Source organism: Salipiger bermudensis (genome assembly GCF_017309175.1).
Classification (GTDB): Bacteria; Pseudomonadota; Alphaproteobacteria; order Rhodobacterales; family Rhodobacteraceae; genus Salipiger; species Salipiger bermudensis.
The window spans coordinates 90,574-114,949 of the sequence record NZ_JAEKJV010000011.1; the positions used below are offsets into that span (position 1 = coordinate 90,574).

Below are 24,376 nucleotides of genomic sequence, written 5' to 3' on the forward strand. Positions count from 1 at the left end.
GCCGCCCGCGCGTGATGCGCGCGGGTCGCGATCTCCCATTACGCGCCTTGCCCCGCGCCTGCTCGCATGGGTATAGCGGAGAAAGGCGGTAGGGATCTGAACGGCATGGCCAAGGCGGCGCTCGACACATTGCGAGAGCTCTACGAGGGCAACAGCGACCGGGCGCACCGCTTTCGCTACGGGCTTCTGGCGTTCGACGTCGGCACGATCCTCTACGTGGTCGCCACGTCCTTCAGCAATCATGGTCGCGTGGTCGAGATGCTCGACATGCTCTTCGGCGTGGTCTTTCTCGCGGATTTCCTCGCGAGGCTCTCGATCGAGCCGCAGAAGCTGCGCTTCCTGATCCGCCCGGTCACGCTGGCCGACATCGTGTCGATTGTCTCGTTCCTCGCGCCGCTTGCCGGCGAGGGCCTTGGTTTCCTGCGCGTGGTGCGGACGCTGCGCTTCCTGCACACCTACCAGCTGTTCCGGCGGCTGCGCGAGGACTTCCCGTTCTTCCGTCGCTATCAGGACGTGTTCAGCGCGACGCTGAACCTGCTGGTGTTCATCTTCGTGATGACCGGGCTGGTCTATGCCACCCAGTACCGCACCAACCCGCAAATCGAGAACTATGCCGACGCGCTCTATTTCACCGTGACCGCGCTGACCACCACCGGCTTCGGGGACATCACCCTGACCGGGTCGCTGGGGCGGATGATCTCGGTGGTGGTGATGATCTGCGGCGTGACCCTGTTCCTGCGGCTGGCGCAGGTGCTGTTCCGGCCCGTCAAGGTGCGCGAGACCTGCCGCAAATGCGGCCTGTCGCTGCACGATGCCGACGCGGTGCATTGCAAGCATTGCGGCGCGACCATCCATATCGAGACCGAAGGCGACTACTGATGACCGACGTGGCGATCCGCCCGCATCTCCCCGGGGACGACGCGGCGCTTTGGCGCATTCTCGAGCCGGTGTTCCGGGCCGGCGAGACCTATGCCATCGACAGCGACATTTCGCGAGACGACGCACTGGCCTACTGGTGCGGCCCCGAACGCCGCGTGTTCTCGGCGCTGGCCGATGGCGTGGTGGCGGGCAGCTACTACATCGTGCGCAACCAGAAGGGCGGCGGCAGCCATGTCTGTAACTGCGGCTTCGCCACCGACCCAGGCCAGACCGGCAAGGGCGTGGCCCGGGCCATGCTGGCCCATGCGCTCGACACCGCCCGCAGCCTCGGCTTCCGTGCCATGCAGTTCAACTTCGTGGTGTCCTCCAACACCCGCGCAGTGGCGATCTGGGAGCGCGCTGGGTTCGATATCGTCGGTCGGCTGCCCGATGCCTTTCATCACCCCGAAAAGGGTTATGTCGACGCGCTGGTCATGTATAAGGCCCTCGAAACGGACTGATTTCAGGAGCAATTCCCGTGGCCGAAGACACCCGCCTCCTCGCCGTCCTGATCGACGCCGACAACACCTCTCCGAAATACGCCAAGGCGATCTTCGACGAGATCGCCTCGCTGGGCGAGGCCAGCGTGCGGCGCGTCTACGGCGATTTCGCCAGCCAGCAGATCTCGGGCTGGTCGAAGATCTCGGCCGAGTTCGGTCTGGTCCCGCACCACTCGCCGGCCAACACCGTGGGCAAGAATTCCTCCGACATCTCGCTGGTGATCGACGCCATGGACCTGATGCACACCGGTCGCTTCGACGGCTTCGTGGTGGTCAGCTCCGACAGCGATTTCACCCGGCTCGCCAGCCGCATCCGCGAGCAGGGGCTCGACGTCTACGGCATGGGCATGCAGAAGACGCCGGATGCCTTCCGCAAGGCGTGCAAGCGGTTCATCTTCCTCGAGAACCTGGATGGCGCACCGGAGCAGAAGACCGGCGACCGCGCGCCGCGCGCCACCGGCAAGCTCGAGGAGGCGCGCAACCTCATCTTCACCGCGATGGACGCCATCGAGCAGGAGGATGACTGGTACACGCTGGGCCAGCTCGGCCAGTTCATCACCGCGGCGAACCCGGATTTCGACACCCGCAGCTATGGCAAGCGCAAGCTTTCTGATCTCGTTTCCGAACTGAAGGTCTTCGAAACCAAACGCGGGCCGGGCAACCAGCTTCTGGTGCGTCGGCTCGACTGATCCCGCATCTGCGGCGCTGATCCGGATCGTCGCGACAGTTCGCGGAATGGGCCGGCCTCAGGGCCGTTCAGGCTGAGGAGGATGGCCCGAACCGCGCCATGAAGGTCTCGACCGCGGCGTCGATCACGCGGGTGATGTCGTCTTCGGAGAAGACGTCGTGGATGCCGAACAGCCGCTTGATCCACAGGTCGGCCTTGCAGAGCTCGATGAACTGGTCGGCGGCAAGGCCGAGATTGTCGATCTCGACGTCGCCCCGCGCCATCGCGGCGGCGAGGTAGGATTGCAGTTCGCTGCGGACGAGCACTGGGCCGCACTCGTAGAACTGCGCGCCGAGCTCCGGGAAGCGGTCGGCTTCGGCGACGCAGATGCGGAACACCCTCTGGCCCATGTCCGACAGCAGGAAGTCGAGAACGCTGCGGCCGATATAGGGCAGCACGACCCGCGGCGGCTTGCTCTTGTCGAGGGCGACCAGAACCTCGTCTGCTTGCGCCTGGCACTGTGCGGTCGCCATCTCCATGAACAGCAGGCGCTTGTCGGGAAAGTAGCTGTAGAGCGTGGCCTTCGACACCCCGGCGGTTCTGGCGATTTCGTCGACGCTGGCCCCCTCGAAACCGTCGCGCAGGAAGATCTCGCGCGCGCCCTTCAGGACCTGGTCGTATTTCCGCCCGCGCCGGACGCTTGCCGTATTGCCCGGCATTCACTGTCTCCTCTGGTGATCTGGATCATAGACCGGGCGGTTCAGTTCCGGCAAGCGTGGCGCGATCTGCCGCGGGCCCGCCCCTGTCGCGACGCTGCGGCAATTGGCGCGGCGGCGGGCAGGCCGAAGGGCGTTGCATCCGGCCTCCTTTGCAGTAGTTTAGAATGATTCCAAAGTGAGGCTTCCCCATGCGTTTCTTTACCCAGCGCCGCCAGTTCAAGGATCTCAGCGAGCAGGAAGTGCTCGCGCTGGCAATTTCCTCGGAAGAGGACGACGCGCGGATCTACCGTAGCTATGCCGAGATGCTGCGCGCCGATTACCCTGACACCGCGCAGGTGTTCGACGGCATGGCCCTCGAGGAGGACGGCCACCGTCAGGCGCTGATCTCGGCGCACCGGATGCGCTTTGGCGAGGTGATTCCGCTGATCCGGCGCGAGCACGTGGCGGGGTTCTACGCGCGCCGCCCGGTCTGGCTGATGCAGAACCTCGGTCTCGAGCGCATCCGCGAGGAGGCCGAGATCATGGAGCGTGACGCGGGCCGGTTCTATCTCGAGGCCGCGAAGCGCAGCACCGATGCCGGGACGCGCAAGCTGCTGGGCGATCTCGCCGCTGCCGAGGCGGGCCACGAGACCCGCGCCGCAGAGCTGACGGCAGAGCATCTCGATCCCGACAGCCGCAGCGACGAGGACCGGCTGGCGCATCGGCAATTCGTGCTGACCTGGGTGCAGCCGGGGCTGGCCGGGCTGATGGATGGCTCGGTCTCGACGCTTGCGCCGATCTTCGCGACGGCCTTTGCCACGCAGGACACCTGGACGACGTTTCTCGTCGGGCTCGCGGCCTCGGTGGGGGCGGGGATCTCGATGGGGTTCACCGAGGCAGCGTCGGACGATGGCGAGCTGTCCGGGCGCGGCTCGCCGATGAAACGTGGCATCGCATCGGGCGTGATGACCACGGTGGGCGGGCTGGGCCACGCGCTGCCCTACCTGATCCCGCATTTCTGGACCGCCACGAGCATCGCCTGGATCATCGTCTTCATCGAACTCTGGGCGATCGCTTGGATCCAGAACAGGTATATGGAGACGCCGTTTCTGCGCGCCTCGATGCAGGTGGTCCTCGGCGGCGCGCTGGTGCTGGCGGCCGGCGTGCTGATTGGCAGCGGCTGACGCTGGTGCCGCGCTCTTGCCCCAGGGAGCGCTGGCGGATCGTGTCGGCAAGCCTCCGGCGGGAGTATTTTTGACGAAGAGAAGCCGGGGGCGCAGCGCTCCTGGCTTCTTTGGTTCAAAAATACCTCGGGGGTGAATTGGCGCACAGCGCCAAGAGGGGGCTGGCCCCCTCCCGCTCTCCGGACAGTGCATCTCAGATGAGACAGGGGCTGCGCCGTCATCCCCTCGCCCCTCACCCCCTCGCTAAGCCGCATAATCGCTGGAAGCCGGGCCGCGCCCGTGGCAAACCAAGCGGGCGCACGGCCAAGGGAGACGCGACCATGACCCAGTTCGGCAAGGGCTGCCACCTGCATCTGATCGACGGATCGGCTTTCATCTTCCGGGCCTATCATGCCCTGCCGCCGCTCACGCGCAAATCCGACGGGCTGCCCATCGGCGCGGTCTCGGGCTTCTGCAACATGCTGCAGAAATATGTCGAGGACAACGCCGGCCCCGACGCGCCGACCCATGTTGCGGTGATCTTCGACAAGGGCAGCCACACCTTCCGCAACGATCTCTACGATCTCTACAAGGCCAACCGCGAGGCGATGCCCGAGGATCTGCGGCCGCAGATCCCGCTTACCCGGCGCGCCACCGAGGCATTCAACATCGCCTGCAAGGAGCTCGAGGGCTATGAGGCCGACGACATCATCGCCACGCTGGCGCGGCAGGCGCGCGAGGCCGGCGGGCGGGTGACGATCATCAGCTCCGACAAGGACCTGATGCAGCTGGTGGGCGACGGGGTCGAGATGCTCGACGCCATGAAGAACCGTCGCATCGACCGCGACGGCGTGTTCGAGAAGTTCGGCGTCTTTCCCGACCGCGTGGTCGACGTGCAGGCGCTGGCCGGCGACTCGGTCGACAACGTGCCGGGCGCCCCGGGCATCGGCATCAAGACTGCCGCGCTGCTGATCAACGAGTACGGCTCGCTCGAGGATCTGCTCGACCGGGCCGAGGAGATCAAGCAGCCCAAGCGCCGCCAGACCCTGATCGAGAAGCGCGAGCAGATCGAACTGTCGAAGCGGCTGGTGCAGCTCGACGAGGAGACGCCGCTGGAGTTCGGCCTCGACGATCTCGAGGTCAGGGATCCCGATCCCGAGGTGCTGCTGGGCTTCCTCGCCGAGATGGAGTTCCGCAGCCTGACCAAGCGCATTGCCGATCAGCTCGATGCCGAGGCGCCGGTGATCCCCGACACCACCCCCGAAGGGGCCAATCCTCCGGAAGAGGGCACGCCCGAGATGCCGGCGATCGAGCCGGACACGTACATCTGGGTGAAGACCGCCGAGGATCTCGCACCGTTCATCGACGCCGCCCACCAGCGCGGCTGGGTCGCGGTCGACACCGAGACCACCGGGCTCAACGAGATGGCCTGCGACCTCGTCGGGATCTCGCTCTGCATCGAGCCGGGCGCGGCCTGCTACATCCCGCTGGCGCACCGCGCCGACAGCGATGGCGGCCTGTTCGGGGATGGCGATCTGGCCGAGGGGCAGATGCCGATGCAGGAGGCGCTCGACCTGCTGAAGCCGCTGCTCGAGGATCCGGCGGTGATGAAGATCGGGCAGAACATGAAATACGACGCCAAGATCTTTGCCCGCTACGGCGTGCGGATCGCGCCGATCGATGACACCATGCTGATGTCCTACGCGATGAATGCCGGTCTGCATGGCCATGGCATGGACGCATTGTCCGAGCGCTACCTGTCGCACACGCCGATCCCGATCAAGGAGCTGCTGGGCTCCGGCAAGAAGATGAAGACCTTCGACCAGGTGCCGATCGAAGACGCGGTGAAATACGCCGCCGAGGATGCCGACATCACCCTGCGGCTCTGGACCCTGCTGAAGCCGCAGTTGCACCGCAACCACGTCACCCGGGTCTACGAGACCATGGAGCGCCCGCTGGTGCCGGTGCTGGCCGAGATGGAGATGGCCGGCGTGCAGGTCGATCGCGACACGCTCTCGCGCATGTCGAACGCCTTCAGCCAGAAGATGGCGGCGCTCGAGGCCGAGATCCACGAGCTGGCGGGCGAGAGCTTCAACGTGGGCTCGCCCAAGCAGCTTGGCGAGATCCTGTTCGACAAGATGGGGCTCGAGGGCGGCAAGAAGGGCAAGACCGGCGCCTATGCCACCGGCGCCGACGTGCTCGAGGATCTCGCGACCGAGCACGAGTTGCCGGCGCGGGTGCTCGACTGGCGCCAGCTCTCGAAGCTCAAGTCGACCTATACCGACGCGCTGCAGGAGCACATCAACAAGGAGACGGGCCGGGTTCACACCTCCTACGTGATCTCCGGGGCCAACACCGGCCGGCTGTCCTCGACCGACCCGAACCTGCAGAACATCCCGGTGCGCTCGGAAGAGGGGCGGCGCATCCGCGAGGCCTTCGTCGCGCCCGAGGGCAAGACCATCGTGGCGCTCGACTACTCGCAGATCGAGCTGCGCATCCTCGCCCACATGGCCGAGATCGACGCCCTCAAGCAGGCCTTCCGCGACGGGCAGGACATCCACGCCATGACCGCGTCCGAGATGTTCAACGTGCCGATGGAGGAGATGACCTCCGAGATCCGCCGGCAGGCCAAGGCGATCAACTTCGGCGTCATCTACGGCATCTCGGGCTTCGGCCTCGCCCGCAACCTGCGCATCCCGCGCAGCGAGGCGCAGGGCTTCATCGACCGCTATTTCGAGCGCTTCCCGGGCATCCGCACCTACATGGACGATACGGTGGCCTTCGCCAAGGAACACAAGCGCGTCGAGACGCTGTTTGGCCGGGTGATCCACACACCCGAGATCGCCGCCAAGGGGCCGCGCGCGGGCTTTGCCAAGCGCGCCGCGATCAACGCACCGATCCAGGGCACCGCGGCCGATATCATTCGGCGCGCGATGATCCGCATGCCCGACGCCATCGAGAAACTGCCGGCCACCATGCTTCTGCAGGTGCATGACGAACTGATCTTCGAGGTCGAGCAGGGCGCCGAGGAGGATCTCATCTCTGCTGCCCGCACGGTCATGGAGGGCGCCGCCGAGCCGGTGGTGAAGCTCGACGTGCCGCTGGTGGTCGATGCCGGTCAGGGCAAAAGCTGGGCCGAGGCGCACTGAGGCGCCGGCGGTCCCGCTCTTAGCCGATGGCCATGGCGGGGGCCTGCACCAGCCCCTGTCCGCGATCCAGCGCGTCGGTCGCCGGGTCGATCGGCGCGCTGGTGCAGGTGGCCATCAGCCGCGCCTGCACCGCACCGGCGAAGGCCGGGCTGCCAGAGGCGCGCTGCGCCTCCCACCAGAGCGCCGCGATGCCCGCCACGTGCGGGCAGGCCATCGAGGTGCCGTTGAGCGGCCGCAGCCCCCCGCCGGTTGCCGCCGAGATCACGTTGACCCCGGGGCCCGACACGGTCGGGTTGGTGTTCGAAAACGAGGCGATATTGAGCCCGCCCGGCCCCTGTCCCAGCGCCCCCACCGAGACCACGCCGAAGGCGGCAGCCGGCAGCGACGCCGAGACCTCGAACGTCGGGTCGATGTTGCGGCGGCTCTCGTTGCCCGCGGCGGCGCAGACCACCGTCCCGCCCGAGAACGCCGCCTGCGCGCGCAGCATGTCCATCAGCGCGTCGAACATGCGCAGGTTCTGGCGATAGGCCTCGAGCGCGGCGGAGCCCGCCAGCAGCGTCGGCCAGCCCTGATCTACGAGGCTCTCGACGAGGCCCGGAAAGTCGAAGCCGAGCGACATGGAGATCACCTGCGCCTGTTCATCGGAGGCCCACTTGATCGCCCGGAACAGCATGTCCGACGAACCGCTGCCATCGTCGCCCAGCACCTTGCCGATCAGCGCGTCGGTGACGCCACGCGCCACGCCGATGCGGCTGCCGTCGACATCGCGTCCGAACACCGTGCCGGCGCAATGGGTGCCGTGGCCATTGGCATCCTCGATGCCCGAGCCGGCAAAGTCGCGGGTGTTGAGCGCGACACCTGCAAAGGCCGGGTGATTGGTGTCGATGCCGGTGTCGAGCACCGCCACGCGCACCCCGGCGCCGGTGAAGGCGGAGGTGTCGGCGCCAACCGCCGCGATGCCCCATGCAGGCTCGGCATCCTCTGTGCGCACCTCGTCGAGCGGCTGCGGCTCGATCAGACGGGTCGGCATCTCGCGCGCCACCGCGGTCACCGCCGGGTCGCGGGTCACGTCGCGGAGGTCCTTGGCGCTCAGCTCGGCGGATTCGAGCTTGGGTGCCGGAGGGATCGGGTTCGCCATCGGCGCATCGAAGCTGCCGGTCCCGAAGCCGGGCGCGCCCGGCGGTGCCGCGGGGCGCGGGGCACGGTTGCGAAGCGGGGCGTTCTCGTCGCGCAGAATTACGAACATGGCAAATCTCGCTCTAAAGGGTTTTTCCAATAGCGCGATGATACACCCAGAGGTTGATTCAGCGAAGGATCTCAGCGTGAACCCGTCGTGAAATCGCTCCTCAGATCAGATTGTTCTTGCGAAACAGGGCCTTGAGATCGGCCTCCGGGCGCGGTCCCATGTGGCTGATGACCTCGGAGGCGGCCACGGTGCCCATGCGGCCGGCGGTTTCCATGTCGGCGCCGGTGGCGAGACCGTAGAGGAAACCGGCGGCGAACTGGTCGCCCGCGCCGGTGGCGTCGACCGGGACCACCTTCGTCACCGGGACGTCGGTGCGCACGCCATCCTTGATGATGCTTACCCCGTCGCCCGAGCGGGTACAGACCACCAGCGGGCAGACCTCTGCGACCCGCGCCAGATCCTTGTCGAGATGGTCGTCCTGGTAGAGCGAGCGGATCTCGGCCTCGTTGCCGATGACGTAATCCATCTCGTTGGCGATCAGGCGCAGGAAGTCGTCGCGGTGGCGTTCGACGCAGAACGGGTCCGAGATCGCGATCCCGGCAAGGCCGCCGGCCTTGCGGCAGGTGCGGGCGGCGCGCAGGAACGCCTCCTTGCCCTTGAGCTTGTCGTAAAGATAGCCCTCGAGGAAGATGATGTCGGCCTGTCCGGCGATCTCTTCGGCCACGTCCTCGGGGCCAAGCTCGGCCGAGATGCCGAGATAGGTGTTCATCGAGCGCTCGCCGTCCGGCGAGACGAAGATCATCGAGCGCGAGGTCGGCAGCTCACCGCCCGTGACCGGCGGGTTGACGAAATCGGTGCCGCCCTTCTCCATCGCATCCGCGTAGAACCTCCCCAGAGCATCGTCGCGCACGCGCCCGAAAAAGCCCGTGCGCAGTCCGAGATTGCCAAGCCCCGCCAGCGTGTTGGCCACCGAGCCGCCGGCCGCCTGAACGCGGTTCTCCATGGCGCCGTAGAGCTGCTCGGCGCGCTCGCGCTCGACCAGCTGCATGATGCCCTTCTCGATCCCCATCATCTCGAGGAAACTGTCATCGGAGCGGGTCAGCACGTCGACGATGGCGTTGCCGATGCCAAGAACCTGGTACTTCTTGGTCGGATGCTGCGGGGTCAGGGTCATACGGTCTTGTCCTCGAACTGGCAGAGGTCGCGGATCAGGCAGGCCTGGCACTTGGGCTTGCGCGCGACACAGGTGTAACGCCCGTGCAGGATCAGCCAGTGATGCGCGTGCTGCTGGAAATCCACGGGAATGTTGTCTTCGATGGCACGCTCGGTGGCGACCACGTCCTTGCCGGGGCAGATGCCCGAGCGGTTGCCGACGCGGAAGATGTGGGTGTCCACCGCCTGCGCCGGGTAATGCCACCACATGTTCAACACCACGTTGGCGGTCTTGCGCCCGACGCCGGGCAGGCTCTCGAGAGCGGCCCGTGAGCACGGCACTTCGCCGCCATACTGCTCGTGCAGGATCTTCGACAGCTTGATGACGTTCTTGGCCTTGTTGCGGTAGAGGCCGATGGTCTTGATGTGCTCGATCACGCCCTCTTCGCCGAGCGCGAGCATCTTCTCGGGCGTGTCTGCGATCTTGAACAGCTCGCGCGTTGCCTTGTTGACGCCGGCATCGGTGGCCTGCGCCGAGAGCGCGACGGCCACCACCAGCGTATAGGCGTTGACGTGGTCGAGCTCGCCCTTGGGCTCGGGCTCGGCCTCGTGGAAGCGAGTGAAGATCTCGCGCAGGGTATGATAGTCGAGCTGCTTGGCCATGCCCCCGGATATGAAACGCTTTTCCCGCTGCGGCAACCCGTTTGCGCTCTCGGACGCTGCGATGGGGATGGCCTGCGCGACGAGGTTCGACGCGAAGGAGGCGGCCTGACACACTTCAAAGTTTAGCGATATCTATCTAAAATTGTATTTTTGTGATACGAACATGCATGGCGGCGGTGCCGGTTTTCTCTCCGCCTGCCGCTTATTTCCGACGTTGCAATTCATTTGAGGATCGAAGCCATGTTGAACGCAGAGGCCGTGAGCCGTGCCAAGACTCGCCATATCGAGATCGCCAAGCCCTTTGACGATGAACTCGGACCACTGAAACTCTTGCCGGGGATCTGGAAGAACACCAATGCCGATGTTCCGTTCGGCTGGAACTGCATCGCCCTTCCCTTTGTCACCGATCCGCCGCCCGCCGGGTTCAACTACCGGCTGATGGTCAACCACTACCGGGAGACCCTGCAGTTCTTCACCGCTGACAAGGGGGCGCCCAACCGTGGCATCGAGCGCGGCGCCGGCGGTCCGAGCGATCTCGACCAGTTCGTCGTGGCGCTGGACTACCAGCAGCTCGTGGAGCAGGTGGCGGTCGACGAGTTTCCCAAGAGCGGCCCGGACCTTGCCACGGATAAGCTGGCCGATCCCGGCGCGGCGATTCACCACGAGCCCGGTCTGTTCCTGTTCATGACCAACCACACCACCGACGGCATCAACATCGCCCGGCTCGGGACCGTGCCGCATGGCGACTCGCTGCTGGCGATGGGGCGTTTCGACGCCGCGGCCGACATCTTCGACGGTCCGCCCGATATTCCTGCCGTGAATGGCTTTCCCGAGGGGGTCCTCGTCCCGCGCGACGATACCGCCGGAGGGCCTGACGACCTGCTGAAGCCGCTCGAGAGCCTTTACATGGGGCCCTACAAGCATTTCCACGACAACCCGTTCTTTGGCACCGTCCCCGCAGGGACGCCGGGCTTTCCCGGCTTCAACCCGGTGCACCCCGAGGAGCTGCTGCGCGGTGCGCAGCCGGCGCCAGAGAAGGTGAAGAAGACCACCCGGCTCGACATGACGACCAGCGCCACGGAGGCGGCGGGGATCCTGAACATCCCGTTCATCGTCAAGCATGCCAACGCCACCTCGATGAAGTCGACCTTCTGGATCATGGAGCTCGATGAGCCGGGCGTCGGCGACGAGCCGAAGCTGGTGATGCAGTATCTTCAGGTGGTGATGCTCGACTTCTTTCCGCGCCGCGACGGCATCCCCGGCCTCATTGGCTGGCCGCATGTCTCGATCAACACGCTCGAGAAGGTGGCCAATGTCGGCGATGACGCCGAGGTACTGACCTCCGACGAGTACTGACACGCGAGCAGACCGGGGCCATCCGGCCCGGTCGCGGCCCGGTGCCCTGAAAGCGCAGGAACCGGGTCGCACGCGCTCGTCACGCCGCATAGTCTGGGCCGGAAACACGGGAGCCGGACCATGCCTGAGACGTCGCAAGGGTATCACTACGAGGTCATGCGCCGCGCCATCGAGATGGTCGACGCCGCCGGGCCGCAGGCCACGCTCGAGGAACTGGCCGCGGGCATGGGCATGAGCCCGGCGCATTTCCAGCGCCTGTTTTCGCGTTGGGCCGGGGTGTCTCCGAAGCGCTTCCAGCAATACCTGACGCTCGGCCACGCCAAGGCGCTGCTCTCCGAGCGTTTCACCACGCTCGAGACCGCGCATGCCACCGGGCTTTCGGGCGGCGGGCGGCTGCACGACCTGTTCCTGCGCTGGGAGGCGATGAGCCCCGGCGCTTACGGGCGCGGCGGCGAGGGGCTGACGATCCGCTGGGGCTGGTTCGACAGCCCCTTCGGCCGCGCGCTGGTGATGGGGACCGAGACCGGGATCTGCGGCATCGGGTTTGCCTCCGAGGCCGGGGACGATGCCACCATGGCGGACCTGCGCAGCCGCTGGCCCGGGGCCGAGTATGTCGAGGACCGGGAGGCGCTGGAAGGCTGGGCGCAGGCGGCGTTCGGGCAGGCGGGCGGCGAGGTGCCGCTGCTGCTGATCGGTGCGCCGTTCCAGATCAAGGTCTGGGAGGCGCTGATGCGGGTGCCCTCGGGCCATGTCACCACCTATTCCGAGATCGCGCAGGCGGTGGGCAGTCCCAAGGCGGTGCGCGCCGTGGGCACGGCGGTCGGGCGCAACCCGATCTCGCTGCTGATCCCCTGTCACCGGGCTCTGCGCAAGTCCGGGGGGCTCGGCGGGTATCACTGGGGCCTGCCGGTCAAGCGCGCCATCCTCGCCTGGGAGGCGGCGCGTCTCGAGGCCTGAGCCAGGTTGCATCACCGTGAAGTGAGGCGCGGAATGGGCAAAGACCCGCCGACACCCCCGTGACAGCGCTGTTGGTCCGTTGCATGGTCGATCTATAATTCAGGAGGAGCGCCCCCGCGATGCGGGGGCCATAACGATCAAGAGGCACACCATGATCCGGGCCAAGACGTCCATTCTTCTTTCCCTTGCCGCAGTGATGGGGCTGAGCGCCTGTTCCGACGGCCAGATGTTCGACGAGAACAACCCCAACCGGAACACCAACCAGGGCGTCATTCTCGGCGCGCTTGGCGGCGCTGCGGCAGGTCGCCTGATCGGTGGCAACAACGACGATGCCGTCAAGAACACCCTGGCCGGTGCTGCAGCGGGCGCCATCGCCGGCGGCGTCATCGGCAACCAGCTCGACAAGCAGGAAGCGGAACTGCGCCAGCAGCTCGGCAACGATGTCGGCATTCGCAACACCGGCGATCGACTGATCGTGACCATGCCGCAGGACATCCTGTTCGGCTTCGACAGCGACACGCTGCGCACCGACCTGCAGGCCGACATCCGCACCGTGGGCAGTTCGCTGCTCCAGTACCCGAACACCAGCGTTCAGGTCGTCGGCCACACCGATAGCGACGGCGATGCCGGCTACAACCAGGGCCTGTCGCAGCGTCGCGCGCAGTCCGTCGCGAACGTGCTGGTCTCGAGCGGTGTGCCCTCGAGCCGCATTTCGGTCATCGGTCGGGGCGAAGCGGCTCCCGTCGCGTCGAACCTGACGCCCGAGGGCAAGGCGCAGAACCGCCGGGTGGAAATCGTCATCCTGCCGAACGCCTGATCCGGCACGCTTTGGCTGACATCGGCGCGTCGCGGGGTCTCCCGCGGCGCGTTTTTCGTTTCAGAGCCGGTTCGAGAGCTCGATCAGGGTGCCGTCCGGGTCGCGGAGATAGAGCGACAGGATCGGCCCCTCGGCGCCGCTGCGTCGCACCGGGCCTTCCTCGGGGCTGATCTTCAATGCATCGAGGTGCGCTTGCCAGTCGGCCAAGGGGGTGTCGCTGAGAAAGCAGAGATCGGCCGAGCCCGTTGTCGGGCGTGCGGCCTTGGGCAGGAACTCGGCCCCGGCTTGGTGGAGGTTGATCTTCTGGCTGCCGAAGCGCAGCGCCCAGCGTCGCGAGCCGTCGGCCGGGGTGAAGCGCTCGGCCCGCATGCCGAGCACCTCGGTGTAGAACGCCAGCGTGACGTTGAGATCGGCGACAGTGAGGACCAGATGGTCGAGAGACTGGACGGTGGGCGTCATGGGTGGTCTAGATCCTTTCCGCAGGGAGGTGCTTATGACTGACCTTACAGCCGAGACACGGCAGACCGACAGGCTCGATCCGGCCCGGGCCAACGCGCTTCTGGCCGCGCTGGGCCGCCCCGAACGGCTTGCCGAAGGCGATGCGCTGCCGCCGTTCTTCCACCAGATCCATTTCTGGGAGGCGCAGCCCCCCGAGGCCCTGGGCCGGGACGGCCACCCGCGCACCGGCGGTCTGATCCCCGATCTCGGCCTGCCGCGCCGGATGTGGGCCGGTGGCGCGCTGCGCTTCCTTGCGCCTCTGAGGGTCGGGCAGGAGGCCGAGAAGCGCAGCGTGCGGGAAAAGGTGGTGCAGAAGACCGGCCGCACCGGGCCGTTGGCCTTCGTCACCCTGCGCCACGAGATCCGGCAGGGCGGGGCGCTGTGCGTCGAGGAACGGCAGGATCTCGTCTATCGCGAAGATCCTTCTCCCGACGCGCCGCGCCCGGTGCCGCCGGAGGCGCGCCGCGACGAGACCGAGGCGCGGGTCGCTTGCTTCGACAGCACGCTGTTGTTCCGGTACTCGGCGCTGACCTTCAACGGACACCGCATCCACTACGATGTCGACTATGCCCGCGAGGTCGAGGGTTATGCCGATCTTGTGGTCCACGGACCGCTGCTGGCGCAGCTTCTGATCCTGATGGCCGAGGAGCAGGCGCCGCTGAAGGACTTCCGCTTCCGCGCCACCGCGCCGGTGACGCTGGGCGAGGAGGTCACGCTTTGTCGCGACACCGAAAGCGCTTGGGTGCGGGGTGCGGACGGGCGACAGTGCATGGCCGCCAAGCTTGGCTTCTGAGCCCGGAACGAAAAAGCCCCCGCCGATGGCGAGGGCCTTTTCAAGAAGTGTTTTGCTCCGGGCTTAGCAGCCGGTGCCGTTCAGAACGACGCGCACGGTGCGGGCGAGGATCTTGAGATCGGTGCCGAAGGACAGCTGGCGCAGGTAGTCGGTGTCGAACCCGGCCCGCTCGGCGAAGCTCGACTCGTTGCGCACCGAGGTCTGCCAGAAGCCGGTGATGCCCGGGCGCAGCGCGTAATAGGCAGTGCCGGGATAGAGGTCCTGCTGTTCGACCATCATTGGGCGCGGACCGACCAGCGACATGTCCCCGCGCAGCACGTTGAGCAGCTGCGGCAGCTCGTCGAGCGAGGTCTTGCGGATCAGCCGGCCGACCGCAGTGATGCGCGGATCGCGGCGCAGCTTCTGGGCGTGGTTCCACTCGGCGCGGGCCTCGGGATTGCTGGCGAGATAGGCCTCGAGGCGGGAGTCGGCATCGACCACCATCGAGCGCAGCTTGTACATGTAGAAGACGCGGCCATTCCGGCCAACGCGCTTCTGGAGATAGAAGGGCGACTTGCCGTCCAGCGCGATGATCGCGGCGAGGACCATCGTCACGAGCAGCACCGGCAGCGCGCCCAGCAGGACGATGGTGATGTCCAGAATGCGCTTGGCAAGGCGGTCATAGGAGGCGCCGGTCGGTGCCGCAAAGAGGGCATCGTCGATCAGGGTTTCTATACCGGGGCTCGGCAGCGGCTGGCGAATGTGAATAGTCAATTTGACCTCCTCGAGGCATGTATTGACGGAAACGCAGGCAAGGATGTGCTTTCGGCCGGTCGCAAGCCGCAGCGATCCGGTCCTTCGCGATCATGCGAAGGCTGGGAACGCTCGAGGCGCATCAGGCTTTCAGAAGATTTTCTGGTCCTAACAAGACCGAAGCAAACTCACCATAACTCCCAAGTGGAAGCACCAACCCCCAAGTGCCGTAGTGTGACGAAACTATGTTCTTACTCTCGACACAAATGGTTATGCATTGCGCCTTAAGTGCGGTCAACTCCATGTTTTTGCCACAATTAAAAGTTGAGCCAACCTTTAGATGACCTGCTCTCGAACCGGCGCATTGGCCACAAATTCGGGCGTCCGGCAGACCGGAGAATGCCGGTGGCGGCGCCGCTATGCGAGCTTTGGCAGTGGCCGTGCGAGGGAGGAGAGGGAGCAGCTGCGGCAACAGCACCCTCGGAAACAGTTCAATCCCCGTTTTCGGCGAGCCGGTTTCGAAAATGTAAACAAATGCTCGAAAATGAATGCATCGTCGCGTGAAACTCGCTGCGAAGGGTTGGGGTAATTCGCGCCCTGTCTCTGCGGCTGTCTTCTGGGTCGCATTCGGAAACAATGATTGTGGGGAGGTGCTGCGGGTTTTCGTCTCTCGATCGCCACTGCGGCGCCGGGAGTGCGACGCGGGGCTCACTCGCTTGCCGGCGCGGAGAGGCTTTCCGAGGAGGGCAGAGAGCAACACGCTAAGGGGGAGTGTCGATATTCACGGAATGTTACAAATGCCGCTTTTCAGGTGAGCGGCGGCCCGAATCGCGGCGGTTTGCGGCCCTCAAATCGTCAAACTTGGTCCGAATCGCGCCACATTCTCAGCCACATTCGGCGAAATGAGGCGAGCGCGACCCTCAAGCTTCAGTTGCAAGCCAAGGGGCGCAGGCCTATTTCGGGCCGGTCGGTATCTGTATCGGAAAGGGCCCGTCATGGCGAACCACCTCTACAAAGGCGATCTCCCCGACGGGCTTGATCTTGGCCCGGTCGTGGCGATCGACTGCGAGACCATGGGGCTCGAGCCGCATCGCGACCGGCTCTGCGTGGTGCAGCTCTCGGGCGGGGACGGCAACGCCCATCTCGTGCAGGTGGCGAAGGGCCAGACCGAGGCGCCGAACCTCTGCCGCCTGCTGCGCGACGAGAGCGTGCTCAAGCTGTTCCACTACGGCCGCTTCGACATCGCCGCCATGTACAATGCCTTCGGGGCGCTGGCGGCGCCGGTCTATTGCACCAAGATCGCCAGCCGCATGGTGCGCACCTACACCGACCGGCACGGGCTCAAGACGCTGACCCAGGAGTTGCTGTCGGTCGATATCTCGAAGCAGCAGCAATCGAGCGACTGGGGGGCCGAGACCCTGACCGAGGCGCAGCGCGACTATGCCGCCTCGGACGTCCTGCACCTGCACAAGCTGCGCGAGGCGCTCGACGGCATGCTCGCCCGCGAGGGCCGCAGCGCGCTGGCGCAGAGCTGCTTCGACTTCCTGCCGACCCGGGCGCTCCTCGATCTCGAGGGCTGGCCGGGCACCGATATCTTCGCGCATTCCTGATCCGATGGCGCGTCGGGGGGACACCTATTCCTATGTGATCGGCTGGCTGAAGATCCTGCTGCCGCTGGTGGCGCTTGCGCTGCTCTCGACCCTCTTCCTCGTCGGGCGTAGCAGCGAGCCGACTGTGAACATTCCCTTCGCCGATCCCGAAGGCTCGGACGGACCTGCGCGGCAGCAGATCGTGGCGCCGCGCTATGCCGGGCTGACCGCACGCGGCGATCAGCTGATCCTCACCGCTGACAGTGCCGAGCCTTTGGCCGACGGCATGGACGAGGTTCTTGCGCATCAGCTTGATGCCAGCATCGACATGTCCGACGGCAGCCGCATCACCCTGCGCTCCGACCGCGCGGTGGTCAGCGAAGGCGAGCAGAGCGCCGATCTTGAGGGGGCGGTGCGGATCGAGACCAGCACGGGCTACCGGATCGACACCGAGCGTCTGCGCGCGGCGATGGACCGGATCGAGGCCGAAACCCTCGCACCGGTCTCGGGAGAGGGGCCTGCCGGCACGTTCACGGCCGGAAAGCTGACCATCGCGCCGACCGAAACCGGCGAGGACGTGCAACTGCTTTTCACGCAAGGCGTAAACCTGATATATGATCCGAAAGATCCATAGGGGTTCCAGTATGTTCCGATTTCTGACCATTGCCGCCATGCTCTTCGCCCTCTCGGGGCCGGCTCTGGCACAGGGCGCCCAGGTCGCCTTCGGGGGCATGCAGCAGGATACCAGTGCGCCGGTCGAGGTCAGCGCCGACCAGCTTCAGGTCAACCAGTCGGACGGCACCGCGCTCTACACCGGCAACGTGGTGATCGGGCAGGGCGAGATGCGGCTCGCGGCGCCGCGGGTCCTTGTGGTGTTCGACGAGGCCGGCAACCGCATCGCGCGGCTCGAGGCGACCGGCGGGGTCACGCTGGTCAGCGGCGAGGAAGCCGCCGAGTCCGAGCGCGCCGATTACGATATCGACGAAGGCACCGTCGTGATGACGGGCAATGTGCTGCTCACGCAGGGGCCGAACGCCCTGACCTCGGAGCGCATGGTCGTGAATCTCGAGGGCGGCACCGCGCAGATGACGGGGCGCGTGCGCACGGTGATCTCGCAGGGTGCGGACGAGCAACAACAGTAATTTCCAGAAGAGTAACGACATTTCGATGGCCCGTCCTGATCTGACCGTGACCGAAGGTGACAGCGGCCTTCGCGTGCGGAACCTGCGCAAGAGCTACAAGAAGCGTGTCGTGATCCGCGACGTCACCCTCGATCTCGACCGGGGCGAGGTGGTGGCGCTGCTCGGGCCCAACGGCTCGGGCAAGACCACGACCTTCTACGCGGTGGCCGGTCTGGTGAACCCCGAGGGCGGCAAGGTCACCATCGACGGGCGGGATGCCACGTGGATGCCGATGTATCGCCGCGCGCGTCTCGGCATCGGCTACCTGCCGCAGGAGATGTCGATCTTCCGTGGCCTCTCGGTCGAGGACAACATCACCGCCGTGCTCGACATCGCCGAGAGCGACCGGCACCGCCGCCGCGAGCGGCTCGAGGAGTTGCTGGGCGAGTTCTCGATCGAACACCTTCGCCGCGCCCCGGCGTTGGCGCTTTCGGGCGGCGAGCGGCGGCGCGTCGAGATCGCCCGCTGCCTTGCGGCCAGCCCCAAGTACCTGCTGCTCGACGAGCCATTCGCCGGGGTCGACCCGATCAGCGTCAACGATATCCGCATGCTGGTCTCGGACCTCAAGACGCGCGGCATCGGCGTGCTGATCACCGACCACAACGTGCGCGAGACGCTGGAGATCGTCGACCGGGCCTATATCCTGCATGATGGCAAGGTGCTGATGTCCGGCACCCCCGCCGAGGTGGTGCAGAACGAGAATGTCCGCCGGGTCTACCTCGGTGAGAACTTCCGGATCGGATAAATCGGATTGTTCCCAGATGGCTGCGCGATTTGACGAGGGTTTGCGACAGATCATTGACAGAACGACCCCGTTTCACGTCAAATATACCCATGACGCAGCGCAGTTTTGCATGCCTGAACGAAGCGCCCCGAGGAGAGGGAAGAAGGGGTCTTTGCTGCAGTTGCCTTGCGTCTCCCATGATCCGACACCAGATCTAACCTGCCAGTAAGGCGGGAACTGTAGTCGGGTCCAAAGAAGAGAAGGAAACAGACATGCGCTATCAGATCACGGGAAAGCAGATCGATATCGGCGAAGCCCTTCAGACTCACGTCAAGAACGAGTTGGGCACCGTCCTGGAGAAATACGCCTTCCGGCCCACGGACGCGACCATCACCTTTTCCAAGAGCGCACATGAGTATATCTGCGAAGTCACGGTACACCTGTCCACCGGCCTGACCTCTTCGGCCAAGGACAAGGCAACCGAGATCTACGCAGCCTTCGACGGTGTATCCGAGAAGGTGGACAAGCAACTGCGTCGCTACAAGCGCCGCCTGAAAGACCACCACAAGGATCGCGCCGAGCCCGTTGAACTCTTCGGAGCAGCCTCGTATATCCTCGCCGGCGAAGCCGAGTCGCATGACGACGAACCGGACTCGCTGCAGCCGATCATTGTCGCTGAGATGGAGACCCAGATTCCATCGCTGACGGTTGGCGAAGCCGTTATGCAGATGGAGCTGGCCGGGGCCCCCGTCCTGGTCTTCCGCAATGAGAAAAAGGATGGGGTGAACGTCGTGTATCGCCGCGACGACGGCAACATCGGCTGGATCGATCCGTAAGAGATCGTCCATGTCGCGGCCTGAAACGCCCCAGAGCAGACAGTGAAAGGCGGTCTATGACCTTCTTGGAACTTCTGAAACCGCAAGCGGTGAAGGTCGTTGCTGCGGCCAGCAGCAAGAAGCGCCTGATGCATGACATCGCGGATCTGGCCGAAAGCGCTTACGCGCTCTCGGCCCCCTCCGTCGTCGAGGCGCTGATGGAACGCGAAAGCCTTGGCCCCACCGGTGTGGGCCATGGCGTCGCCCTTCCCCACGCTCGCCTGCACGGGCTCGATGAAGTGAAGGGCGTCTTCATTCTTCTCGAGAAACCGGTGGAGTTCGAATCCGTCGATCGTCAGCCGGTCGACGTGGTGCTGTCGCTCTTCGCCCCCGCCGATGCCGGGGTCGAGCATCTCAAGGCGCTGGCGCTGGTCTCGCGCACGCTGCGCGACGCGGCGCTGTGCAACAAGCTGCGCGCCAACCCCGACGCCGCCACCCTGCACGCCATCCTCACCGAGGATCGCTCGTCGCAGGCGGCCTGAGCTCCGGTCATCGACCGGGTGCGCCCGGTCAGTATGACCTCCTCTTCGACATCGTCAGCCCTGCGCGCGGCACGACCGGGGGTCGCCGCGCCTTTGGTGCTGTCGGTGCCCGGAGCGTTCAGCCCCAGTCGCCGAAGCCGAACATAAGGTAGTCGCGCTGATAGGCCTCGCGCGCCGCGCTTTCGAGCTGGTCGTCGTAGATCTGCGCCAGCGCGTAGGGCGCCTGCGTCGGCACGGCGACCGGATCCGGCGGCGCGGCATGGCCGACCTGCATGGCCAGCGCCGGCAGGTAGCTTGTCATTTCGTCCTCGCGCACCAGCATGTCGGGTAGGGTCAGCTCGGCCATACCCTGGAGCGCCTGCGTCTGGCTGGCCCAGTGGCCGTCGATCCGCACCGCGGTCTGTCCGGCGAGGTTGGCCTTGAGGAAGTGCAGGAAGGCGGTGAAAGCCTCGCGATGTGCCTCGAGCGTGTAGTCGCTGCCGGGCTCGCCTTCGGGGATCGGCAGATTGTGGGCACGGCGCAGGGTCTTGCGAATGCCCTTGTAGCTGCCCTTGCCGGTGCTCAGGATCTTCGAGCAGAAGGAATCATGCGCGCGCGCCAGCGGGTGGCGCAGCACGGTGAAGCTGCGGTGGGCCGGGCGCTCGCGTTTCCATTGCCGCAGGCTCTGCTGGTTGAAGTCGCGCACCAGAGCCTCCTCCGGAACCCCGTCGAGCGCGCACATCCAGTTGAGCACCGTCGCCTCGGGGCCGGACTTGAGCGGCATGTAGAGCAGCGGCGTCCGTGCCCCGCCCACGTAGCCCGGCACCGCCGGCCCGCGCCGGGGCTCGAAGTTCGGGGTCCGCGTCAGGTTGAACCGGTCGAGCCGCGCCAGAGCCTGCTCCATCTCGGCAAAGTTCTCGACCTTCTGCGAGATCGGCTCGGGGTTCTGCCGCTTCAGGGCGGTGTTGAGGCTGTCGAGCCGCGAGGTCGCGCCCAGCCAGCGGGCCAGCCCGTTCATCACCGCGACGTCCTGCAGGTCTTCGTAGGCGACGTAGAATGCCGTTTGCCCCGTGGTCTGAAGCGCGTTCATCAGCGTCACCTGAAATGCCTGCAACGCTTCGAGATGAGCCTCGAACTCGGCGGCGTCGAACTGCGCCTTGGCATCCTTGCGCTTCTTGACGTTGGTCAGCTTCCACTGCCCCGTGGCCTGCGCGATCTTCCAGCTGACATAGCTGTCGACAGGGTTGCGGGTGAGAATGATCTTGGCGCAGCGCTCGTCCTCGAGGATCGGGGGCAGGATGCGCGGGTCGTGATCGTGGAAGAAGCGGAACCCGGCGAGCCCGTCCTCGTGGCTGCGAATCTCTTTCAGGAGCCTCGCGGGGTCGCGGTCGCGTTCAGCCTGGGTGATGCCGAGCACGTCCTGGGAATTCGGGTAGCCGATGAAATGCGGATTGAAGACCTCGCCAAGGCAGCTCAACCCGTCGAAGGCATTGAGGTTGGCCTCGAGGAAATTCGAGCCGGTCCGCATCTCGGCGAAGACCACGAAACTATCGAAACGGTCGGACATGGCGGGCCTATTTCTTCACGAGATACGGTTTGCGCGCGGCGCGGCGCGAATTGCGCGGGGCGTGTTCCACAGGGAAATCACCCATCAGGTAGGGGTGCATCCCCTGGTTCTTGAGGTTCTGCAGGAACCGGCCGAAGCCGCTGAGATCCTCCATCACCGGCGCCTCGGCAAGGCGGCGATGCGGCTTCTGGCCGATCTCGTCGATGACGATCTGCAGCGGCTCCATCGGGGCCTCGATGAACTCGGCCATGGTCCAGATCCGGATCCGCGCCTTGGCCTCGGGCGAGCGCAGCTGGTCGAGCATCTTGTGCTCGACCTTCTGCAGCAGCGCGGCCTCGGCGCGCAGGTCGGCGAAATTGGCGTTCGACTTGAACAGCGGCACCGCCCAGGCGCCCGAGATCACGTTGATCTGGGCATTGGGATCGCGGGCCATGTCCCAGATGATCTTGGGGTTGTCATGGGGCCCGTATTGAAAGCACTGCCGCTCGCCGCGCGTGTTCCACAGCAGGTTGGTGAGAAACGCCTTGGGATTAGCATCTCGCAGCGCGGCATTGTCCGACAGCGCGCCGTTCAGAACGCATTGCCCGCCGGCGAACTCGGCCCGCTCGGGGCCGAAGAGATGGCCGTGGACCTGCGCGCCGGTGGCGCGGGCGAGCCAGCTTTCGAACTCCTTGAACAGGTCCGAGAAACCCTGAAAGACGGAATACTTGCCCGCGGTCAGCCCGTTTTCCCAGCCGTAATTGGGAAAGCGCGACTGCATGTAGAGCCCGGTGCGGCCCCGGGTCCGGCGGTCCACGGCCTTGGCGAAGATGCGGTCGATCTTGCCGGGGTTGGGCTCCTGCCGGTTCTGCGCCGCTTCTGGGTGGTCCAGGAACGCGTCGTAGAGCCGCTCTGCATGGGGCCAGATCTTGCGCGCCACGAAGCAGTCCGAGCGGCGGAGCAGCTGCAGGTGATCGTCGTAGAAGATGTGCGGCTTGCCCTGGAAGTCGAACTTCGACAGCGTCAGAGAGCGGCTCTCGATGCTGGTGGAGTAGAGCCGCGCGAGGGTCTGGAAATAGCTCTCGTCCGGGATCCAGACGCGCTTGAAGTAGCGGTCGAACTTGCGCCGCTCAGGGTCCTGCAGGATCGCCGAGAGGGTCTGCCGGGTGAGGCACCACCACTGGCTGCCCATATGCGGCACGACGCCCTTGGGAATGCGGCGGCGAAAGCCGATCCGGCGCTGCAGCTCGACGTAGCGGTCGAAAAGATAGCGGTTCTTGCGCCACGAGAACGGGAAGAACAGGGTGAAGCGCTCGTGGTCGAGCCCACCGACCGTCCAGGGGACATCGGCGGTGGTGGCGCTTTCGATGAAATCGGTGCGCGGGCGCTCATCGAGATACTCGATCAGCTCCTCGATCGGGCGCAGCGGCAGGCAGGAGCCGGAGGTCAGGTAGACATGGCGCACGCCCGGATAGCTCTCGAGCATCAGCTCCGAGGCATCCTGGCTCGCCGCCACCAGCCCCCAGGTGCCCCATTCGCAGCGATGACGCTTGGAAAACCGCACGTTGGGCTCATCGGCGAGGCTGCGCACGAAGCCGTCATAGACCCTCCGGGGCACCATGCTGTCGACATGGATCACCACCGGGCAGCCGGCACGGGTCCAGTGCCGGGCGACCTGTTCGGCGCGGCCGAGCGCGGTGTGCACCAGCATCACGATGCCGACGCTCATGCCCAGTTCCCCTTGGACATCAGGCCGAGGATCTCGAGCTGGCGCCAGTTGATGTATTTCTCGGACCACTTGCACCAGAGCTCGGGGTTGTCGCGGATGCCGGCGGCGTAGGCGAGATACTCGGTCGAGCCGGCGTAATGCTCGCGCCGGTTCAGCTCTTCCTCGGCCTTGGCGCCGAACGTGTCGAGGAACTTGGTGTGCAGCAGCAGGCCGCTGGCCTTCTCGCCGCCCCACTCGTCATAGACGGCGTTGAGCCCGCGCGGCAGCAGCATGTGGGTCGAGCTGACATAGGTGTAGCGTCGGTCCCATTTCACCAGCGGGATCTTGTTCAGCGCCGGCGCCCGCTCTGGGCGGTCGGGAAAGAACACCCGCGCCCGGGGCCCGCCCTGGATCCACAGGTTGCCGAAGCGCTTGTTGCGGCTGATCGTGTAGTTGCCGGCATCGAACCACGACGCGATCTCGAGCGGGTTCTGGCCGCGCTCGTATGGCTGCGCGTCGATCCGGCCCTTGGGGTACATGTCGAGCAACATGGCCGAGAAGCTCTTGATCGACGAGGCATCGAGCCAGTCGGTCAGGGCGCGCAGGGGCCGGGTGTCGCAGAACGGATAGAGAAAGAACTCGTCGGGATCGACGGTCAGCGCCCAGTGGCCATGGGCATACTTGCGCAGCAGGAAGTTGATCCAGTCCATGCCGAAGCGCGAGCGCTTGTAGCTGCCCCGACTGCTCCAGACCGAGACATCCTCCTGCCGGGAGAGGTAGTCGAGCGAGCCGTCGGTGCTGTCATTGTCGACGAAGAAGAAGTGGTTCACCCCCATGTCCCGGTAATATTCGAGGAAATAGGGCAGGCGGATGCCCTCGTTGCGCTGGGTGCAGAACACCAGCAGGTCGCTCGAGCGGAGCTTGTCGGTTCGGTTGGTGACCGGCATGAGTTCGCGGCTCTTGCGCAGGGCGCGAATGCGCCAGCGCTTGCGCTGAAGCCTCAGCCGGTATGACTGCCATGCACCCACTGTGCGCCCTCGTCA

General features: G+C 65.7%; 24 protein-coding genes. 15 read left to right on the forward strand and 9 right to left on the reverse strand.

What is annotated here, in order from left to right; all coding sequences use genetic code 11:
- Positions 1-105 precede the first annotated feature (105 nt).
- The 3 genes from JF542_RS15595 to JF542_RS15605 are packed head-to-tail and all read left to right on the forward strand — an operon-like array spanning position 106 to position 2,107.
- Positions 106-879, forward strand: a complete 774-nt coding sequence (locus JF542_RS15595; RefSeq protein ID WP_007796054.1) for a potassium channel family protein — start codon at positions 106-108, stop codon at positions 877-879.
- Complete coding sequence (locus tag JF542_RS15600; protein WP_207076509.1) at positions 879-1,379, forward strand: GNAT family N-acetyltransferase; 501 nt, start codon at positions 879-881, stop codon at positions 1,377-1,379. Before JF542_RS15595 ends, JF542_RS15600 begins: the two co-directional genes overlap by 1 nt.
- Before the next feature lie 17 nt (positions 1,380-1,396).
- Positions 1,397-2,107, forward strand: a complete 711-nt coding sequence (locus JF542_RS15605) for an NYN domain-containing protein (RefSeq protein ID WP_007796061.1) — start codon at positions 1,397-1,399, stop codon at positions 2,105-2,107.
- 67 nt (positions 2,108-2,174) lie between these two features.
- On the opposite strand, the gene JF542_RS15610 is transcribed toward JF542_RS15605, so the two are convergent.
- Entirely contained in the window at positions 2,175-2,804 is a 630-nt protein-coding gene (locus JF542_RS15610; protein WP_207076510.1) for a TetR/AcrR family transcriptional regulator, read from the reverse strand.
- Between the two features lie 188 nt (positions 2,805-2,992).
- Between JF542_RS15610 and mbfA the strand changes: the two genes are divergently transcribed.
- The gene (gene mbfA / locus JF542_RS15615; protein ID WP_207076511.1) at positions 2,993-3,967 is read left to right on the forward strand and encodes an iron exporter MbfA; all 975 of its coding nucleotides are present in this window, start codon (positions 2,993-2,995) and stop codon (positions 3,965-3,967) included.
- A 320-nt stretch (positions 3,968-4,287) separates the two neighbouring features.
- Positions 4,288-7,095, forward strand: a complete 2,808-nt coding sequence (gene polA / locus JF542_RS15620; protein WP_207076512.1) for a DNA polymerase I — start codon at positions 4,288-4,290, stop codon at positions 7,093-7,095.
- A 19-nt stretch (positions 7,096-7,114) separates the two neighbouring features.
- Here the strand turns inward: polA and JF542_RS15625 are convergent, their stop codons facing one another.
- The 3 genes from JF542_RS15625 to nth all read right to left on the reverse strand — a co-directional run bounded on the left by JF542_RS15625 (position 7,115) and on the right by nth (position 10,096).
- Entirely contained in the window at positions 7,115-8,341 is a 1,227-nt protein-coding gene (locus tag JF542_RS15625; protein ID WP_207076513.1) for a S8 family peptidase, read from the reverse strand.
- 100 nt (positions 8,342-8,441) lie between these two features.
- On the reverse strand, positions 8,442-9,455 hold the full coding sequence (locus JF542_RS15630; protein WP_207076514.1) for an adenosine kinase: 1,014 nt from the start codon (positions 9,453-9,455) through the stop codon (positions 8,442-8,444).
- A complete protein-coding gene (nth, locus tag JF542_RS15635; protein ID WP_207076515.1) occupies positions 9,452-10,096 on the reverse strand; it encodes an endonuclease III in 645 nt (214 codons plus the stop codon). Before nth ends, JF542_RS15630 begins: the two co-directional genes overlap by 4 nt.
- Positions 10,097-10,336: 240 nt before the next feature.
- Between nth and JF542_RS15640 the strand changes: the two genes are divergently transcribed.
- From JF542_RS15640 to JF542_RS15650, 3 genes are all read left to right on the forward strand, one after another.
- A complete protein-coding gene (locus JF542_RS15640; RefSeq protein ID WP_207076516.1) occupies positions 10,337-11,452 on the forward strand; it encodes a heme-binding protein in 1,116 nt (371 codons plus the stop codon).
- Between the two features lie 120 nt (positions 11,453-11,572).
- Positions 11,573-12,409 (forward strand): methylated-DNA--[protein]-cysteine S-methyltransferase, encoded by an 837-nt coding sequence (locus JF542_RS15645; protein WP_207076517.1) that lies wholly within the window; start codon positions 11,573-11,575, stop codon positions 12,407-12,409.
- 151 nt (positions 12,410-12,560) lie between these two features.
- A complete protein-coding gene (locus tag JF542_RS15650; RefSeq protein ID WP_207076518.1) occupies positions 12,561-13,226 on the forward strand; it encodes a YiaD family glycine zipper/OmpA-like lipoprotein in 666 nt (221 codons plus the stop codon).
- A 60-nt stretch (positions 13,227-13,286) separates the two neighbouring features.
- Here the strand turns inward: JF542_RS15650 and JF542_RS15655 are convergent, their stop codons facing one another.
- Complete coding sequence (locus tag JF542_RS15655) at positions 13,287-13,685, reverse strand: VOC family protein (RefSeq protein WP_207076519.1); 399 nt, start codon at positions 13,683-13,685, stop codon at positions 13,287-13,289.
- A gap of 34 nt (positions 13,686-13,719) precedes the next feature.
- On the opposite strand from JF542_RS15655, the gene JF542_RS15660 reads away from it, so the two are divergent.
- Positions 13,720-14,517 (forward strand): HTD2 family dehydratase, encoded by a 798-nt coding sequence (locus JF542_RS15660; RefSeq protein WP_207076520.1) that lies wholly within the window; start codon positions 13,720-13,722, stop codon positions 14,515-14,517.
- 63 nt (positions 14,518-14,580) lie between these two features.
- Here the strand turns inward: JF542_RS15660 and JF542_RS15665 are convergent, their stop codons facing one another.
- Positions 14,581-15,270 (reverse strand): sugar transferase, encoded by a 690-nt coding sequence (locus tag JF542_RS15665; protein ID WP_007796101.1) that lies wholly within the window; start codon positions 15,268-15,270, stop codon positions 14,581-14,583.
- A gap of 974 nt (positions 15,271-16,244) precedes the next feature.
- Here JF542_RS15665 and JF542_RS15670 point away from each other — a divergent pair.
- The 6 genes from JF542_RS15670 (at position 16,245) to JF542_RS15695 (ending at position 20,100) form a co-directional block, all read left to right on the forward strand.
- Complete coding sequence (locus JF542_RS15670) at positions 16,245-16,859, forward strand: ribonuclease D (RefSeq protein ID WP_207076521.1); 615 nt, start codon at positions 16,245-16,247, stop codon at positions 16,857-16,859.
- Positions 16,860-16,863: 4 nt separating this feature from the next.
- Complete coding sequence (lptC, locus tag JF542_RS15675) at positions 16,864-17,472, forward strand: LPS export ABC transporter periplasmic protein LptC (RefSeq protein ID WP_207076522.1); 609 nt, start codon at positions 16,864-16,866, stop codon at positions 17,470-17,472.
- A 10-nt stretch (positions 17,473-17,482) separates the two neighbouring features.
- On the forward strand, positions 17,483-17,980 hold the full coding sequence (locus JF542_RS15680) for an LptA/OstA family protein (protein ID WP_007796111.1): 498 nt from the start codon (positions 17,483-17,485) through the stop codon (positions 17,978-17,980).
- Between the two features lie 25 nt (positions 17,981-18,005).
- The gene (lptB, locus tag JF542_RS15685; protein ID WP_007796114.1) at positions 18,006-18,764 is read left to right on the forward strand and encodes an LPS export ABC transporter ATP-binding protein; all 759 of its coding nucleotides are present in this window, start codon (positions 18,006-18,008) and stop codon (positions 18,762-18,764) included.
- A gap of 251 nt (positions 18,765-19,015) precedes the next feature.
- Positions 19,016-19,579, forward strand: a complete 564-nt coding sequence (gene hpf, locus JF542_RS15690; RefSeq protein WP_007796116.1) for a ribosome hibernation-promoting factor, HPF/YfiA family — start codon at positions 19,016-19,018, stop codon at positions 19,577-19,579.
- 56 nt (positions 19,580-19,635) lie between these two features.
- Positions 19,636-20,100 (forward strand): PTS sugar transporter subunit IIA, encoded by a 465-nt coding sequence (locus tag JF542_RS15695; RefSeq protein ID WP_007796119.1) that lies wholly within the window; start codon positions 19,636-19,638, stop codon positions 20,098-20,100.
- A 118-nt stretch (positions 20,101-20,218) separates the two neighbouring features.
- Here JF542_RS15695 and JF542_RS15700 read toward each other — a convergent pair whose 3' ends face one another.
- The 3 genes from JF542_RS15700 to JF542_RS15710 are packed head-to-tail and all read right to left on the reverse strand — an operon-like array spanning position 20,219 to position 24,361.
- Positions 20,219-21,646, reverse strand: a complete 1,428-nt coding sequence (locus JF542_RS15700) for a nodulation protein NodH (protein ID WP_207076523.1) — start codon at positions 21,644-21,646, stop codon at positions 20,219-20,221.
- Between the two features lie 7 nt (positions 21,647-21,653).
- Positions 21,654-23,354 (reverse strand): DUF5927 domain-containing protein, encoded by a 1,701-nt coding sequence (locus tag JF542_RS15705; protein WP_207076524.1) that lies wholly within the window; start codon positions 23,352-23,354, stop codon positions 21,654-21,656.
- Complete coding sequence (locus JF542_RS15710; protein ID WP_340689162.1) at positions 23,351-24,361, reverse strand: glycosyltransferase family 2 protein; 1,011 nt, start codon at positions 24,359-24,361, stop codon at positions 23,351-23,353. The genes JF542_RS15705 and JF542_RS15710 overlap by 4 nt, the downstream gene beginning before the upstream one ends.
- Between the last annotated feature and the right edge of the window lie 15 nt (positions 24,362-24,376).